Here is a 16470-nt window from a genome sequence, read left to right as displayed (position 1 = left end):
CGCCGTTCCCGATCGCCGGCACGACTGGTCCAGGTTCACACTTTCGGCAGGAAGCGCGACAAGGTCTCCGGGTCCCGGGCGACGGCGGTGGTGCCGTCGTCGGCGGTGATGATCGGGCGCTGGATGAGGATCGGGTCGGCGACCATCGCGGCGATCCACTGGTCGCGGTGCTCGGCGTCCTTGGGGACTGACTTGAGTGGGGCGGCGGCCGGTTCGTTCCTGCGGACGAGGTGCCACGGGTCGAGGCCGAGGCGTTGCAGCGTTTCCTCGAGTTCCTCGGCCGTGGGCGGGTCGTCCAAATAGCGCCGGACGGTGTAGTCGAGGCCGGCCTCGTCGAACGCCGCGGTGGCGGCGCGGCACTTGGAGCAGGCCGGGTTGATCCAGATCTCCATCAGCGGTGGGTGAACCAGAGCTTGGTCGGCTGCTGCAGCATCATCACCAGCAGGGCGACGTGCAGCGCGAGGCCGAGCAGGCTGCCGGGCAGGGCGGTCACGCCGCCCATGATCCCGAACGCCGCGACGACGATCAGCATCACGCGCGCCCATGGCCGGCGTTTGCGGACGAAGATCGCCGGCAGGATGTACGCCGCCGCGCAGATCAGGATCACCGCGGCGACCAGCCCGCGGGCCCCGGCGTCCCCGGTCAGCGTCTCGGCGATCTGCTCACCGGCCGACGTCAGCGCGAACAGCCCGAGCAGCAGACACAGCCCGCCCAGCGCGAACGAGATCACCGACGCGATCGTCACCTGCTTCGGCGGCGCCACCGGGGCCGGCTGATAGCCGTACGGCGCCCAGCCCGGCTGGTTCGGCCCGCCGGGCTGGCCCTGGTTGACCCCGCCGGGGGCGTTGAAACCACCAGGGGCGTTGAATCCGCCGGGCGCGTTGAAGCCACCCGGCGGCTGTCCGAAGGCTCCGCCGTACGGTCCGGGCCGCTCGGCGCCCGCGCCCGCGTCGTACTGCGGACTGCTCTGCGGCGCCTGACCGGTCGAGCCGAAGACGCCCTGATACGGCCCGGGTCGCTCACCCGCGGGCGGCACGCCAGGCCCACCAACCGGTCCGCCCGCGATCGGCCCGTTCGCGCCAGGTCCGTCTGCGACCGGCCCGTTTGCGGGAGATCCGCCCGCGACCGGGCCGTTTGCGGCAGGTCCACCTGCAGCCGGACCTCCGACCGCCCCGGACCCGGAACCCGGCCCTTCGGTCGGCGGCCGGTCGGACGGATTGCGGTCGTCGGGGTCGTGCGGCCGGGGGCCGCCGGGGTGATCGCTCATCTGAGTGGGTGTCCTCCGCTGGTTGCCCCCGATCCTCCCAGATCACCCAACCCGTCCACACCTACACTGCGCCGATGACCACCGAACTGCCCGATCAGGCCCGCGCGCTGCTCGACGGCGCCAACCTCGCCGTACTCGCCACCGTCAACGCCGACGGCAGCCCGCAGACCTCCGCGATCTGGGTGGGCCGCGACGGCACCGACGTCCTGATCTCCTCCACCGCGGGCCTGCGCAAGATCCGCAACCTCGAGGCCGACCCGCGCACCAGCCTGATCGTCATCGACGCCACCGACCCGCTCCGGTACGCCGAGATCCGCGGCACCGCGACCATCACCCCGGACTCCGACCGCGCGGTCGCCCAGGCACTCGCCATCAAATACGAGGGCCCGGACGCGGCCGCCGAGTACGCCGAACTCCCGCCGCACGTCAAGCGGGTCGTCGTCCGCATCACGCCCCACCACGTCGTCACCCGCAACTGATGCCCGAAGCCGCGATGCGGGGAGGCCGCCTCACCCGCGGCGTCGTCCGCGTCGGCGACACGGTCCGCAGACCACCCTCCCCATTCGCGGCGTCTCTGCTCGCTCTCCTCGAGCAACGCGGGTTCACCGCAGCACCGCGCCACCTCGGCCACGACGATTCCGGCCGCGACACGCTGACCTACCTACCAGGCTGGGTCCCCGCCAAACTGCGGCCCTGGACCGATACGCAGGTCGCCGCCGCCGGCGCCCTGGCCCGCGCGTTGCACGACGCCACGCGCGGCAGCCTCCTTGCCGGACCACACCAGGTCGTGTGCCACCACGACCTGGGCCCCAACAACACCGTCTTCCAGGACGACCTGCCGGTCGCGTTCATCGACTTCGACCTGGCCGCGCCGGGCAGCCCGCTGGAGGACGTCGGATACATGGCCTGGCTGTGGTGCGTCTCCTCGAAGCCCGAAGCTCGTTCAGTGCAAGCGCAGGCCGCGCAGGTCCGCGTACTCGCCGACGCCTACGGCCTCACGCCGTCCGAGCGAGCGGTCCTGGTCGACGCCATGCTGGAACGCCAGAGCCGCAACGTCCGCTTCTGGGCAGAGCTGCCCGCCGGTGGCATCGACACCACGGCCGAACAGATCGCCGACCGCATCGCCTGGTCGCGCCGCGAGCACGACCACACAACCAAGCACCGAGCGGACTTCGCGGCCGCGCTCAGCTGAAACAGCAAGGTGCCCGGGATCCACGCAGGATCCCGGGCACCCGATGCTCGAAGGTCAGCTGACTTCCAGCGCGTCCTTCGCCTCGTTCAGGTGGACGTGCACGGTTTCGCCGTCACGTACCGTCCCGGACAGCAGCCCGCGAGCGAGCTCGTCGCCGATGGCCGACTGGACCAACCGCCGCAGCGGACGGGCGCCGTACACCGGGTCGTAGCCGGTCATCGCCAGCCACTCCAGCGCGTCCTCGCCGACGTCCAGCGTGATCCGCCGGTCGACCAGCCGCTTCTGCAGCGCGGTGATCTGCAGCGTGACGATCTGGGTCAGCTCCTCGCTGCCGAGCGCGTCGAACAGCACGATCTCGTCCAGCCGGTTGATGAACTCCGGCTTGAACGACTGCCGCACCACGGCCATCACCTGGTCGCGCTTGACCTGGTCGTCGATGGTCAGGTCGGCCAGGTACGCCGAACCGAGGTTGCTGGTCAGGATCAGGATGACGTTGCGGAAGTCGACCGTGCGGCCCTGGCCGTCGGTCAGCCGTCCGTCGTCCAGCACCTGCAGCAGGATGTCGAAGACCTCGGGGTGCGCCTTCTCCACCTCGTCCAGCAGGATCACCGAGTACGGCCGCCGGCGAACCGCTTCGGTCAGCTGGCCGCCCTCCTCGTAGCCGACGTAGCCGGGCGGGGCACCGACGAGCCGCGAGACGCTGTGCTTCTCGCCGTACTCCGACATGTCGATCCGGACCATCGCCCGCTCGTCGTCGAACAGGAAGTCCGCCAGCGCCTTGGCCAGCTCGGTCTTGCCGACACCGGTCGGGCCGAGGAACAGGAACGAACCGGTCGGCCGGTCCGGGTCGGAGATGCCCGCCCGCGCCCGCCGTACGGCGTCGCTGACGGCCTTGACCGCCTGGCGCTGGCCGATCAGCCGGCGTCCGAGCTCGTCCTCCATCCGGAGCAGCTTGCCGGTCTCGCCCTCGAGCAGCCGGCCGGTCGGGATGCCGGTCCACATCGCGATCACCTCGGCGATCTCGGTCGGGCCGACCTCCTCGTTGACCATCGCGTCCGGGCCGTCGGTGACCTCGGGCTCGGCGGCGGCCTGCTCGAGCTCCTTGGTCAGCTCGGGGATCTCGCCGTACAGGATCCGGGCGGCGGTCTCCAGGTCGCCGTCGCGCTGGGCCCGTTCGGCCTGGCCGCGCAGCTCGTCGATCCGCTCCTTGATCTCACCGACCCGGTTCAGGCCCGACTTCTCCCGCTCCCAGCGGGCCTCCAGCGCGCGCAACTCCTCCTCGCGGTCGGCGAGGTCGGCACGCAGCCGCTCGAGCCGCTCCTGGCTGGAGGCGTCGTCCTCGCGGGACAGCGCCAGTTCCTCCATCTTCAGCCGGTCGACCGTACGCCGCAGCGAGTCGATCTCGACCGGGGAGGAGTCGATCTCCATCCGCAGCCGGGACGCTGCCTCGTCGACCAGGTCGATCGCCTTGTCGGGCAGCTGACGGCCGGAGATGTAGCGGTTCGACAGGGTCGCCGCCGCGACCAGCGCGCTGTCGGAGATGGCCACCTTGTGGTGCGCCTCGTAGCGCTCCTTCAGGCCGCGCAGGATCGCGATCGAGTCCTCGACACTCGGCTCGCCGACGAACACCTGCTGGAACCGCCGCTCCAGCGCCGGGTCCTTCTCGATCCGGGTCCGGTACTCGTCCAGCGTGGTCGCGCCGATCATCCGCAGCTCTCCGCGGGCCAGCATCGGCTTCAGCATGTTGCCGGCGTCCATCGCGCCCTCGCCGGACGCACCCGCGCCGACGACCGTGTGCAGCTCGTCGATGAACGTGATGACCTGACCGTTGGACTCCTTGATCTCGGTCAGCACGGCCTTCAGCCGCTCCTCGAACTCGCCGCGGTACTTCGCGCCGGCCACCATCGCCCCCAGGTCGAGGCTGATCAGCCGCCGCCCGCGCAGGGACTCCGGGACGTCGCCGGCCACGATCCGCTGGGCCAGCCCCTCGACGACGGCGGTCTTGCCGACGCCGGGCTCACCGATCAGGACCGGGTTGTTCTTGGTCCGCCGGGACAGCACCTGGACCACGCGCCGGATCTCGGAGTCGCGCCCGATCACCGGGTCGAGCTTGCCCTCACGGGCCCGCTCGGTCAGGTCGATGCCGTACTTCTCCAGGGACTTGGTGGTCCCCTCGGCCTCCGGCGAGGTGATCCGCCGGTTGCCGCGCATCTGGTCGAACGCCTGCAGCAACGCGTCGGCCGTCACGTCGAGCGCGGTCTTCGCCACGCCCTCGACGGTGGCCAGCGCGATCAGCAGGTGCTCGGTCGAGACGTACTCGTCGCCGAGCCCGAGCGCGCGCTGCTCCGCCTGGTTCAGTACGTCGCTCGTCTTCTGCGACAGGCTCGGAGCCTGCACGCTGCCCCCGCTCGCCTTGGGCAGCCGGGCGAGCTGCTCCGCGGTCCGCCGCCGTACGGCGTCGACGTCCCCGCCGGCCGCCTCCAGCAGGCCCACGGTGGTCCCCTCGGGCTGCGCGAGCAGCCCCGACAACAGGTGAATCGGTTCCACGGTCGGGTTGCCCGCCGCGGAGGTCTGACGGATCGCGACCGACAGGGTGTCCCGGGCCAGCGTCGTCAACCGCTGAACGTCCATCTGGTTCCAGCCTTTCAAGCTTCGTTAACAGCAATCACTACAGACAACGTACCTAAAGTTGAGTCCATTCCACTCAACCTTGCGAATTCTCCCGGGTCAACCCAGGGTTGTCCCGGATCGGCAGTGGCTCGACGACTGAGCGCAGCGGGGAGGAAGCGTTGAGTGGCCAGCGGTACGAAGAGCTGTCGGCGGTGGCGATCGGCGCTGCGATCGCCGGCCGGGAGATGTCCGCGCTCGCGATGGTCGAGGCAGCGCTGGGCCGCGTCGATCGGCTGGACGGTTCGGTCCGGGCGTTCCGCGAGCTCTGGCCGGAGCGTGCTCGGGCGATGGCCCGGGCGATCGATCGGGTTCGCGCAGCCGGAGCTGCTGCTCAGCCGTTGCTCGGCGTACCGGTTGCGGTCAAGAGCGCTGGGCAGGTCGAGCAGTTGCGCGCGGCCGGCGCCGTACCGATCGGGCTGACGGCTGTTCCCGGCGGCGGGACCTCGTGGCAGACCTGGGGGTCGACCGAGCGTGGGCCGACGTTGAACCCGTGGGATCCGGCGCTGGTGCCGGGAGGGTCGTCGGCCGGGTCGGCGGTCGCCGTCGCGACGGGGATGGTTCCGCTGGCGACCGGCAGTGACGGAGCCGGGTCGGTGCGGATTCCGGCCGCGTGGTGTGGAGTGCTGGGGCTGAAGCCGACGAACGGCGCGGTCCCTACCGGCGACCGTACGGGGCTCGGCGTCGGCGGCGTACTGGCTCGGGATCCCGCTGATCTGCGCGCCTGGTTGTCGATCATGGACGTGCCAACGGCCGACGCGCGTCCACTGCGCGTGACCTGGTCGGCCGATCTCGGATTCGCCGGCACTGCCCCGGAGATCGCGGCGATCGCTCGGGCAGCGCTGACCGACCTGGTCGGCACCGGTGCGCTGACCGAAAGCCCTGTCGAGGTCCAGCTCCACGATCCGGCCGCGGCCTGGAGAGCCCTCCGGCAGGCCGGCACGACACCCGGCGCAGGCGGGATCCGCGAGGTGAACGACCGCCGGCTGGACGAAGTCTTCACCCGGGTCGAGCTCATCGCCACGCCCACCACGCCGAACGCTCCCCACCCGCACGAGGGCCCAGGCGACACGATGAGCGTCGCGTTGACCTGGGCGTTCAACCTCAGCGGCCATCCGGCGATCAGCCTGCCCGCCGGCTTCACCGCGGCGAGATCACCCGTCGGCCTGCAACTGGTCGCCCGCCGCCATCATGAGGGGGATCTGCTCACGGCTGCAGACCAGCTCGGTCGCCCGGTGCGGATCGCCCGGCCCTGACCAAGGGCGGCAGCAGGCGCAGCGAGGTTGGGTCAGGCCCTCGCGTCACCCGTACGACGTACTGCCCAGCCACTACCCGGGACGCCCAGCCCCCTCAGCCCCCGAAACCGGCCTACGGCCCCCGCTGATCAAGCGGCCGGGGTGCGACCAGCCCGGTGTCGTAGGCGAGGATCACCGCCTGCACCCGGTCGCGCAAACCGGTCTTGGTGAGCATCCGGCTGACGTGCGTCTTCACCGTGTGTTCGGTCAGGTGCAGTGCCGCCGCGATCTCCGCATTCGAGTTGCCCTCGGCAACCAGTCGGAGCACCTCACGCTCGCGCGCGGTCAGCTCGTCCAGCCGGCCGGACTCGTCGGGGTCGGGCCGGCTGCGGGCGAACCGGTCGAGCAGCCGCCGGGTGACCGGCGGCGCAAGTAACGCATCACCGTCGGCGATCACCCGGACGGCGTTGATCAGCTCGTCGCGCGAAGACCGTTTGAGCAGGAACCCGCTGGCCCCGGCGCGCAGCGCGTCGTACACGTACTCGTCGAGGTCGAACGTGGTCAGGATCAGCACCTTCGGCGGGTTCGGGCCCTGAACCAGCCGGCGGGTGGCCTCGATCCCGTCCATCACCGGCATCCGGACGTCCATCAGCACCACCCGCAGGTCCAGCAGCGCGGCCGCCTGCCGGATCGCGTCGGCGCCGTCGACCGCCTGCGCGGCCACCTCGATGTCGGGCTGGCCGCCCAGGATCATCGAGATCCCGTCCCGGACCAGGTCCTGGTCGTCGACCACCATCACCTTGATCACCGGAGCACCTCGGCGGTCAACGGAATCCGCGCCGCGACGTTGGTCCCGGCGCCGAGCGCCGAGTCGATCGTCAGCGTGCCGTGGTGGATCCGTACGCGCTCCCGCATCCCGGCCAGTCCGTGCCGTCCACCGCTCCGCGCCACCTCCGGGTCGAACCCGCGCCCGTCGTCTCTGATCTCGACGCGCAGTTCGTCGGCCAGCACTCGCAGCGTCACCACCACCCTCGTCGCCTCCGCATGCCGCACCACATTGGTCAACGCCTCCTGCACCAGCCGGTACGCCGCCAGCTGGTGGCCCGCCGGCGCCAGCTCGGTGTCTCCCTGCACGTCGAGCTCGACGGCGAGCCCGTCGTGCGCCACGTCCTTCACCAGCCGCTGGAGGTCGGACAGCCCGGGCTGCGGGGTCAGCTCCGGGTCCGGCACCCCCTCCGCGTCGCGCAGCGCCGACAACATCCGGTCCAGCTCACCGAGCGCCCGCCGTCCGGCGTCACCGATCCGCTGGAAGCCCGCCAGCACCTCCTGGTCGCCGCGGGCGATCAGGTCCGGTCCGGTCTCGGCCTGGATCACCATCAGGTTCACCGCGTGCGCCACCACGTCGTGCAGGTCCCTGGCGATGTGCGACCGCTCGGTCAGTACGACCTGCGCCGCGTCCTGCTCCGCCGCGACGCGCTCCAGCGCGGCCTCGCGCTGGTACGCCTCGCGGTTGCGCCGGTACAGCTTGGCGAGGAATCCCAGCGACAACGGGAGCAGCAGAAGCAGCGACAGCGACACCGGCCACTTGTGGTTGACCAAACCGTCGTACGTGAAGTTCCGCAGAGCCCCGTCGAATTCGAACGACTCGGTCTTGAGCCTCGGGAAGATCAGCGACAGCTGCGGGTAGCGGATCCGCCACGCGATCAGCGGCAGCGCGGCCAGCACCGCCACCGACGACATCAGCACCCAGCGCACCTTCGTCCGGCCTGCGGCGAGCGAGAAGAGCGCCACGGCCAGGGCGACCAGCACCGCCCAGCTCTGCGGGGACTGCCAGTAGGTGACGAGCGCGCTGACAGCCAGTACGACGACCGGCAGCACCGGCCGGCGGCGCCGTACGAGCAGGACCAGGGCCGAGTAGGCGATCGCCCACGGCATCCATCCCGGCGCGCTCCACCAGTTGCCGTCGGCAACCCGATCACGCCACAGGTCGATCAGCAGCACGGACGACATCGCGACGGCGAACAGCGCGTCCAGACCCCACTGATGGCGAGGGTCGCCGAGCAACGCCGCCAAGGACTCCCGCCCGGTCACCATCCGGCGCCGCGGCTCCTTGCGGACGAACCAGGCCCATGCCACCGCGCCCATACCGACCCCCACCAGCAGCAGCGACTGCCACCACGGCCAGCTCGCGACCCAGATCTGGTCGAACCGGTGCTGCGCGAGGCCGAGCCGGGTCTCGATCGTGCCGTCGGCGTGGGTGAGCTCGTAGTGGACGTTCGGGTAGATCAGCGACACGATCCGGTCCCGGACCGCGTTCAGCACTATCGGGATCGCCGCGACCACACCGACGATCAGCACGGCAGTGAGCGCCGGGACCCGTCGCGGCAGCCGGACCAGCGCGAGGCAGCAGCCCGCCATCAGCAACCAGTTCGTCCGGCCGAGCGACATCGAGAGGAAAGCCCCGGCAACCAGCCCGACCGCAGCCCAGGCCGGCGCGGTCCCGGCCAGCGCGATCAGGACCGGCGCCAGGGCCACGGCCAGGGTGAAGATCAGCGTGGCCCACGCCCAGTCGTCCGCGGACCGCAGCAGCAGGATCTGCGTGACCGCGAGGGCCACGAGCGCGAGCACGAGGTCGGAGTACGGCGTACCGAAGAACTGCCTGACGCGAGTCATTTCTGCTCCAGCGGGAAGGTCCGCCTGCCCAGCAAGGCGATCGTCACGTCTGCGGTCACCATGCCATTCTGTGGGCTGGCGGGTTCCAGGCCGTCACTCTTTGGAGTGATTCGTCGGCCGGGCGGGTCACTCGAACCGGCGAGCAAGGTTGGTTCTCGGCGGCGATGTGGCGCAGGGGGCGCCGCCGCGAGGGTCGAGAGCATGACGATCAGTCCCTCCGTTCGCCCGGCCGGCAGCACCGCTGTCCGTACCCGGCGCCGCCCCCGGCTGCTGGTTGCCGCAGCCACCCTGTTCCTGATTGGTTGCCTCTGGCACTGGCCGCCGAACGCCCTCCAGTACGACCTCCGCGTCTACGTCGTATCGGCCCAGGCGTTCCTGCACGGTCAGGACATCTACACCGCGCACCTGGCCTACCCGAAGGACATGGCGCTGGGGTTCACCTACCCGCCGTTCGCCGCGCTGCTCTTCGCACCGGTCGCCCTGCTCGGTACGGCGGGCGGGCGCGTCCTGATGACGCTGCTGAACGCCTCCGCGCTGCTGGCCATCGGCATCGTGACGCTGCGTGCGCTCAGGCCGCAGTGGTCGCGCTACCGCGTCGCAGCGATCGGTATGGCGATCGGGGCGGCCGGAGTGGCGCTGGAGCCGGTCCGGTCCACCTTCGACCTCGGCCAGGTGAACCTGATCCTGACCGCGCTGCTCCTGGTCGATCTGCTCGGACACCTGCCGCACCGGTTCCGCGGCGTACTGGTCGGAGTGGCGACCGGGATCAAGCTGACGCCGGGCATCTTCATCGTCTACCTGCTCGTCACCCGTCGCTACCGGGAAGCGGCCACGGCTGCCGCGGCGACGGCCGGCACGATGGTGGCCGGGGCAATCGCGATGCCGGAGGCGTCCCGGCAGTTCTGGGGCGTGTACATGTTCGACCCGAGCCGGCCGGGCGCGACCCACTTCATCAGCAACCAGGCCTGGCGCGGGGTCTTCGCCCGGGTCGCGGGCGGAATCGACGGCATCGCGCCGTACTGGTTGCTGGCGGTCGTGCTGACCTGCACGCTGGGCTTCCTGGCGGTACGGCGGGCCTACGAGCGGAGCCTCGTGCTCGAATCCGTGCTGCTGGCTGCCGTTGTAGGGCTGCTGGTCTCACCGATCTCCTGGACCGGTCACTGGGTCTGGGCGCTGCCGATCTGCGCCGTGCTGGTGCACCACACGCTGCAGGCCCGGAGCGCTCGGCGCGGCGTACTGGCTGGGCTCGCCCTCGCCTGGTTGGTGACGATGGCGTTCGGACTGCCGTGGCACTCGCCGCACCTGGGCGACAAGGAGTACACCCATCACGGCATCCAGCTGGTCGTCGGCAACTCGTACGCGCTCTGCGGGGTCGCCGTACTGGGTCTGGCGCTCTACGGCTTCCGCCGGAGGCTGACCCGTGCTGCGTGACCGCCGCATCGCCGTCCTGGTTGGGTTGCTGGCGCTGCTGCCGGTGCTGCTGACCTGGTACGCCGGTTCGCTCGACCTCAAGGTCTACCGGACCGGCGGCTACGCCTGGCTCCACGGGATCAGCCTCTACTCCGAGCGCTTCGCCGACCTCGTCCCCGGGATCCGGCTGCCGTTCACCTATCCACCGCTGGCCGCCATCCTCTTCACCACCCTGTACGCCGTGCCCTTCGCCGTCGCCGAGCTGGTGATGAACGCGGCCGGCGTCGCCGGGCTCACCGCGACTCTGCTGGTGGTCAGCGCCCGTCTGCACGGCTGGAACCGGCGGACAGTCGTCATCGGCCTGTCGGGCGCGCTGCTGGCGATGCTGCTCGAACCGGTGCGTTCGACGATCGGCTTCGGCCAGGTCAACCTGATCCTGATGGGCCTGGTCGCGCTGGACTGCCTGCTGCCCCGTGCGCCCTGGCCCCGCGGCCTCCTGGTCGGCCTGGCCGCCGCGATCAAGCTGACACCGGCGGTCTTCGTGGTCTTCTTCCTGGTACGCCGGGACTACCGGTCCGCGGCGGTGTCGGCGCTGAGCTTCGCCGGGCTCACCGGACTCGCCTGGTGGCTCGCGCCGGGGGACTCGCAGGACTACTGGTTCGGAGTGCTCTTCGACCCGGACCGGATCGGCGGAGCGACGTACGCGTTCAACCAGTGCTTCCAGGCGGTGCTGGCGCGGGTGATGGACGAAGGGGCCGGGCGGACCGCGCTCTGGGTCGCGCTGGTGGCGACCAGCGGTGCCCTGGCCTGGCTGGCCGCCTGGCGCCGCCGAGCCGAGGGGGACGACGTCACGGCGCTGCTGGTGGTCGCCGTGTGGGGCCTGCTCGCCTCACCGGTCAGCTGGTCGCACCACTGGGTGTGGATCGCGCCGGCGACGTTGCTCGCCGTACGGTGGATGCCCTGGGCAATGATCCCGCTCGCAGTCTTCACCGTCGGGCCGCACACGCTGCTGCCCGCCGAAGGGCGCGACTGGTCGCTGCTGGAGCACGTCGCCGGTTCGGCGTACGTGCTGATCGGCGTGGCGTTCCTGCTGAGCCAGGCGGCGCCGCTCAGGACACGAAGTCGGCAGCTCGCATCCGGTACACCTGCAGGTTGAGGTTGTAGTACTTGTCGGTTTCCCCCACCCACTCCATCCCCAGCCGCTTCGCGGTGGCGATCGCCCGATGGTTGTTCGGTCGCGCCACCGCGTACAGCTCGTCGGTGTCGGCGTCGGTGAACGCCCAGCCCATCAACGCCCGGCTCGCCTCGGTCGCGTATCCCTGCCCCCAGGCGGCCGGCTTCAGTTGCCAGCCGATTTCCAGATCCTCCTCGTACGGCGGCAGCAGCCGGATCAGCAACCCGCCCACCACCTCGCCGTCGTCCTTGCGGGTGATCGCCCAGCGCCCGGCCGGCACGACGAAGTTCGGCTGCGCCTCGATCCAGGCGTGCAGCACGACCTTCATCGTGGCCTCGTCGGCGATCTGCTCGATCGCCGGCGACAGCCATTGCGCCACGTCAGCCGCCCCGTAGATCTCCAGCGCGGCCTCCGCGTCCCCCTCGACCCACTCCCGAATCAACAGCCGCTCAGTCTCCAGAGTCACCGTCACCCCTCCACGGTAAACCGCTGGTCCAGCCCCACAAGGCTTCCGAGATGAACAACCGGTACGCCGAAGCCCGGCGCACCTCGCGTGCGCCGGGCTTCGGCTGGTCGGCAGACGGCTTCAGCCGCCCGCTTCTCGGGGTTACCTCGGGCCGATCTCCAACGGCTGCGTCCGGATCCAGCGGGTGGTGGTCTGCTGGCGGCCCATCGCGATGACGTCGCCGGCCGGTCCGGCCGAGAAGACCCGGCTGGACGTGCTGCGGCGGGAGACGCCGACGCCACGCTGGACCTCCGCCAGGAGCTGGTTGTTGCGGCGGCGGAGTTCCTCGACCTCGGACTGCAGCTCGAGGATGTGCCGGATTCCGGCCAGGTTGATGCCTTCCTCCTGCGACAGGTGCTGCACGTACCGCAGTTTGGCCACGTCGTACGCCGAGTAACGCCGGCCCCGGCCGCTGGCCCGGCTCGGGACCACCAGCCCGAGCCGGTCGTACTGGCGCAGGGTCTGCGGGTGCATGCCGGCCAGTTGCGCCGCCACCGAGATCACGTAGATCGGGGTGCGGTCGTCCCAGGTCGGCACCTGGCTGAACGGAATGCCCATCACGCGCTCCCGAACAACCCGGCCCGCAGATCAGGCTGGTCCGACGCCGAGTTGAACTCGCGCAGCTTCTCGCGCTGCTCGTCGGTCAGCTCGTGCGGCACCTGCACTTCCAGCGTGAGCAGCAGGTCGCCCTTGGTCCCGTCGCGGCGGACCGAACCCTTGCCGCGGACCCGCAGCTTGCTGCCGTTCGCCGTACCGGCGGGGATCCGGACCGTCACCGGCAGGCCGTCCAGCGTCGGGACCTTGATCTCGGCGCCCAGCGCGGCCTCGGTGAAGCTCACCGGCACCGACAGGGTCAGGTGCTCACCCTGCCGGCCGAAGATCCGGTGCGGCTTGACGTGCACGGTGACGTAGAGGTCGCCCGCGGGGCCACCCCGTTCGCCGGCCGCACCCTTGCCCTTGAGCCGGATCCGCTGACCGTCCTGCACGCCCGCGGGGATGCGGACCTGCATGGTCTTGCTCGACTGGCCGCGGCCCGAGCCGTGGCAGGTCTCGCACGGCTGGTCGACGACCAGCCCGCGGCCCTTGCACTCGGTGCAGGGCTCGGTCATCGCGAACACGCCACCCTGGACCGAGGTCTGCATGCCGGTGCCTTCGCACTTGAGGCAGACCTTCGGCACGGTGCCGTACTTCGCGCCGGTGCCGCGACAGGTCTTGCACGGTTCGTCGCTGGTCATCCGGAGCGCGACGGTGACGCCGTTCACGGCCTCGCCGAACTCGATCGTCGCCTCGGTCTCGATGTCGGCACCCCGGCGCGGCCGCGCGGTCGACGTGGTGGTCGTGGTCCGCCCACCACCGCCGAACATGCCGCCCAGGATGTCGCCCAGACCGCCGCCCGCCGTACCGCCGGCGCCGCCACGGTTGAACAGGTCACCGACGTCGAAGCCGAAGCCCTGTCCACCCTGACCGGCGCCGCCGGGCATCCGGAAGCCACCGCTGCCGAACAGCCGGCGCGCCTCGTCGTACTCCTTGCGCTTCTTGGCGTCACCGACGACGTCGTAGGCCTCGGAGACCTCCTTGAACTTGGCCTCCGCCGACGCGTCCCCGGCGTTGGAGTCCGGGTGGTACTTGCGCGCCAGCTTGCGGTAGGCCTTCTTGATCTCGTCGGCCTCGGCGGTCTTGGAGACGCCGAGCACCTTGTAGAAGTCCTTCTCCAACCAGTCCTTGGTACTCATCGACGCCTCACCTCCTCCGCCCGGTTACTCCGCAGGCTTGTCTGCGGCCTGGTTGTCGTCATCGTTGCCTTCAGCCCCGTTCTCGGCGCCGGCCGGCAGCTGCTCGGTCGGTTCCGACACCGCCACCCGGGCCGCCCGCAGGATCCGGTCGCCCAGCCGGTACCCCGGCTGCATGACCAGCGTCGCGGTCGGTCCGTCGACCTCGTCGGAGTAGTTGTGCAGCAGCGCTTCGTGGATCCGCGGGTCGAACGGATCGCCCACCTCGCCGTACTTGACCAGGCCGAGCTTCTCGGTGACCCGCTCGACCGACTCGGCGACGGCCTTGAACGCGCCCTCGAGCTCGCCGGCCTCCCGGGCCCGGCCGATGTCGTCCAGGGTCTGCAGCAGCTCGGTCAGCACCGAGCCGATCACCTGCTCCCGGTTGGCCTCGCGGTCCCGGTCGACCCGGCGCTTGTAGTTCACGTACTCGGCCTGCAGGCGCTGCAGGTCCGCCGTACGCTCGGCCAGCGCCTCGGTCAACAGAGCCTCCTGGGCCGAGGGCCCGACCAGATCGGACGGGTCACGCGGTGGCTGCGCGCCCGGGGTGCCCGGCATCCCGGGCGCGGCACCCCCCGCGGGGGCCGACGAGGTGGCCTCGCCGGACTCCCGCAGGTTGCCGGTCTCCGGGTCGATCCGGCGCTTGTCCCGGACGACGGGCTCGCCGTCGCCGAACTCGCTTCCAGGGTCGGTGGGACGATCGGTCACTTGGTGTCCTCGGGCTTGCTGTCCTGCGGGCGGTCCTCGTCCACGATCTCGGCGTCGACGACACCGTCGTCGTCGTTGCTGGTGCTCGAACCGTCGGTCGGCGCACCCTCCTCCGAGCCACCGGCCGCCTGGGCGTTCGCGTACATCGCGGCACCCATCTTCTGGCTGGACTGGGCGAGCTTCTCCGACGCGGCCTTGATCGCGTCGGCGTCGTCACCCTCGAGCGCCTTCTTCAGCTCCGCGACGCCGTCCTTGACCTCGGTCTTGACGTCGTCGGGGACCTTGTCCTCGTTCTCGGACAGGAACTTCTCGGTCTGGTAGACCAAGCCCTCCGCCTGGTTGCGGGACTCGACGGCCTCGCGGCGCAAGCGGTCCTCCTCGGCGTACTGCTCGGCGTCGCGGACCATCTTCTCGATGTCGTCCTTCGGCAGCGCGGAGCCACCGGTGACCGTCATCCGCTGCTCCTTGCCGGTGGCCAGGTCCTTGGCGTTGACGTGCACGATGCCGTTGGCGTCGATGTCGAAGGTGACCTCGATCTGCGGCACGTTGCGCGGCGCCGGCGGCAGGCCGGTCAGCTCGAAGTTGCCCAGCGACTTGTTGTCGCGGGCCATCTCGCGCTCGCCCTGGTAGACCTGGATCATCACCGACGGCTGGTTGTCCTCGGCGGTGGTGAAGATCTCCGAGCCCTTGGTCGGGATCGTGGTGTTGCGCTCGATGATCTTGGTGAACACGCCACCCTTGGTCTCGATGCCCAGGCTCAGCGGGGTCACGTCGAGCAGCAGGACGTCCTTGACCTCACCCTTCAGCACACCGGCCTGCAGCGAGGCACCGACGGCGACGACCTCGTCCGGGTTCACACCCTTGTTCGGGTCCTTGCCACCGGTCAGCTCCTTGACCAGCTCGGCGACCGCGGGCATCCGGGTCGAACCACCGACCAGGATCACGTGGTCGATCTTGCTGACGTCGATGCCGGCGTCCTTGATCACGGCCTTGAACGGCGCGCGGGCGCGCTCGAGCAGGTCGTTGGTGAGCTTCTGGAACTCCGCCCGGGAGAGCTTCTCCTCCAGGTGCAGCGGGCCGGAGTCGGTCAGGCTCAGGTACGGCAGGTGGATGCTGGTCTCGGCGGCGCTGGACAGCTCGATCTTGGCCTTCTCCGCGGCCTCCTGCAGCCGCTGCATGGCCATCTTGTCGCCGGACAGGTCGGTGCCGTTCTTGTTCTTGAACTGGGTCACCAGCCACTGCACGATCCGCTGGTCCCAGTCGTCACCACCGAGGTGGTTGTCACCGCTGGTGGCCTTCACCTCGAAGACGCCGTCGCCGATCTCCAGCAGCGAGACGTCGAAGGTGCCGCCACCGAGGTCGAAGACCAGGATGGTCTGCTCGGTGCCCTTGTCCAGGCCGTAGGCCAGCGCGGCCGCGGTCGGCTCGTTGACGATGCGGTGCACGTTCAGGCCGGCGATCTCACCGGCCTCCTTGGTCGCCTGGCGCTGCGCGTCGGAGAAGTAGGCCGGCACGGTGATGACCGCGTCGGTGACCTGCTCCCCGAGGTACGCCTCGGCGTCGCGCTTCAGCTTCTGCAGCACGAACGCGCTGATCTGCTGCGGGGTGAACTTCTTGCCGTCGATCGAGACGTTCCAGTCCTCGCCCATGTGGCGCTTGACCGAACGGATCGTGCGGTCGACGTTCGTGGTGGCCTGGCGCTTGGCCACCTCGCCGACCAGGACCTCGCCGTTCTTGGCGAAGGCGACCACCGAGGGCGTGGTGCGCGCTCCCTCGGCGTTGGGGATGACGGTGGGCTCGCCACCTTCCAGTACGGCGATGACGGAGTTCGTCGTACCGAGATCGATACCGACCGCGCGGGCCATTAGCG

Annotated in this window: 15 protein-coding genes; 5 read left to right on the top strand and 10 right to left on the bottom strand. The window is 70.4% G+C overall.

What is annotated here, in order from left to right:
• Positions 1 to 35: 35 nt before the first annotated feature.
• Complete coding sequence (locus BWI15_RS34270; RefSeq protein ID WP_077018638.1) at positions 36 to 392, bottom strand: ArsC/Spx/MgsR family protein; 357 nt, start codon at positions 390 to 392, stop codon at positions 36 to 38.
• Positions 392 to 1036: a hypothetical protein gene (locus tag BWI15_RS34265; protein ID WP_077018637.1), complete on the bottom strand. Its 645-nt coding sequence runs from the start codon at positions 1034 to 1036 to the stop codon at positions 392 to 394. Before BWI15_RS34265 ends, BWI15_RS34270 begins: the two co-directional genes overlap by 1 nt.
• Positions 1037 to 1341: 305 nt before the next feature.
• Here BWI15_RS34265 and BWI15_RS34260 point away from each other — a divergent pair, with 305 nt between their 5' ends.
• Both BWI15_RS34260 and BWI15_RS34255 read left to right on the top strand, forming a co-directional pair.
• The gene (locus BWI15_RS34260) at positions 1342 to 1746 is read left to right on the top strand and encodes a PPOX class F420-dependent oxidoreductase (protein ID WP_077018636.1); all 405 of its coding nucleotides are present in this window, start codon (positions 1342 to 1344) and stop codon (positions 1744 to 1746) included.
• The gene (locus BWI15_RS34255; RefSeq protein ID WP_077018635.1) at positions 1746 to 2459 is read left to right on the top strand and encodes a phosphotransferase; all 714 of its coding nucleotides are present in this window, start codon (positions 1746 to 1748) and stop codon (positions 2457 to 2459) included. The genes BWI15_RS34260 and BWI15_RS34255 overlap by 1 nt, the downstream gene beginning before the upstream one ends.
• Before the next feature lie 54 nt (positions 2460 to 2513).
• Here the strand turns inward: BWI15_RS34255 and clpB are convergent, their stop codons facing one another.
• Entirely contained in the window at positions 2514 to 5090 is a 2577-nt protein-coding gene (gene clpB / locus BWI15_RS34250) for an ATP-dependent chaperone ClpB (RefSeq protein WP_077018634.1), read from the bottom strand.
• Between the two features lie 158 nt (positions 5091 to 5248).
• Between clpB and BWI15_RS34245 the strand changes: the two genes are divergently transcribed.
• Positions 5249 to 6382 carry an amidase gene (locus BWI15_RS34245; protein ID WP_077018633.1) on the top strand — a complete coding sequence of 378 codons (1134 nt, stop codon included), beginning with the start codon at positions 5249 to 5251 and terminating at the stop codon, positions 6380 to 6382.
• Between the two features lie 112 nt (positions 6383 to 6494).
• Here the strand turns inward: BWI15_RS34245 and BWI15_RS34240 are convergent, their stop codons facing one another.
• The gene (locus BWI15_RS34240; RefSeq protein WP_237771583.1) at positions 6495 to 7169 is read right to left on the bottom strand and encodes a response regulator transcription factor; all 675 of its coding nucleotides are present in this window, start codon (positions 7167 to 7169) and stop codon (positions 6495 to 6497) included.
• Positions 7166 to 9034: a sensor histidine kinase gene (locus tag BWI15_RS34235; RefSeq protein WP_077018632.1), complete on the bottom strand. Its 1869-nt coding sequence runs from the start codon at positions 9032 to 9034 to the stop codon at positions 7166 to 7168. Before BWI15_RS34235 ends, BWI15_RS34240 begins: the two co-directional genes overlap by 4 nt.
• 201 nt (positions 9035 to 9235) lie before the next feature.
• Here BWI15_RS34235 and BWI15_RS39635 point away from each other — a divergent pair, with 201 nt between their 5' ends.
• Positions 9236 to 10465, top strand: a complete 1230-nt coding sequence (locus BWI15_RS39635; RefSeq protein WP_077018631.1) for a glycosyltransferase 87 family protein — start codon at positions 9236 to 9238, stop codon at positions 10463 to 10465.
• A complete protein-coding gene (locus BWI15_RS34225; RefSeq protein ID WP_077018630.1) occupies positions 10455 to 11600 on the top strand; it encodes a glycosyltransferase 87 family protein in 1146 nt (381 codons plus the stop codon). The genes BWI15_RS39635 and BWI15_RS34225 overlap by 11 nt, the downstream gene beginning before the upstream one ends.
• Here the strand turns inward: BWI15_RS34225 and BWI15_RS34220 are convergent.
• From BWI15_RS34220 to dnaK, 5 genes are all read right to left on the bottom strand, one after another.
• The gene (locus tag BWI15_RS34220) at positions 11554 to 12090 is read right to left on the bottom strand and encodes a GNAT family N-acetyltransferase (RefSeq protein ID WP_143466070.1); all 537 of its coding nucleotides are present in this window, start codon (positions 12088 to 12090) and stop codon (positions 11554 to 11556) included. The genes BWI15_RS34225 and BWI15_RS34220 overlap by 47 nt on opposite strands.
• 135 nt (positions 12091 to 12225) lie before the next feature.
• Positions 12226 to 12681, bottom strand: a complete 456-nt coding sequence (locus BWI15_RS34215; RefSeq protein WP_077018629.1) for a heat shock protein transcriptional repressor HspR — start codon at positions 12679 to 12681, stop codon at positions 12226 to 12228.
• Positions 12681 to 13856, bottom strand: a complete 1176-nt coding sequence (gene dnaJ / locus BWI15_RS34210) for a molecular chaperone DnaJ (RefSeq protein WP_077018628.1) — start codon at positions 13854 to 13856, stop codon at positions 12681 to 12683. Before dnaJ ends, BWI15_RS34215 begins: the two co-directional genes overlap by 1 nt.
• A gap of 24 nt (positions 13857 to 13880) precedes the next feature.
• Positions 13881 to 14600 (bottom strand): nucleotide exchange factor GrpE, encoded by a 720-nt coding sequence (gene grpE, locus BWI15_RS34205; protein WP_077018627.1) that lies wholly within the window; start codon positions 14598 to 14600, stop codon positions 13881 to 13883.
• On the bottom strand, positions 14597 to 16465 hold the full coding sequence (gene dnaK / locus BWI15_RS34200; protein WP_077018626.1) for a molecular chaperone DnaK: 1869 nt from the start codon (positions 16463 to 16465) through the stop codon (positions 14597 to 14599). The genes grpE and dnaK overlap by 4 nt, the downstream gene beginning before the upstream one ends.
• Between the last annotated feature and the right edge of the window lie 5 nt (positions 16466 to 16470).

The sequence above is a fragment of the Kribbella sp. ALI-6-A genome, assembly GCF_001984195.1.
GTDB lineage: Bacteria > Actinomycetota > Actinomycetes > Propionibacteriales > Kribbellaceae > Kribbella.
This window is presented reverse-complemented; position numbering and strand designations above follow the sequence as displayed.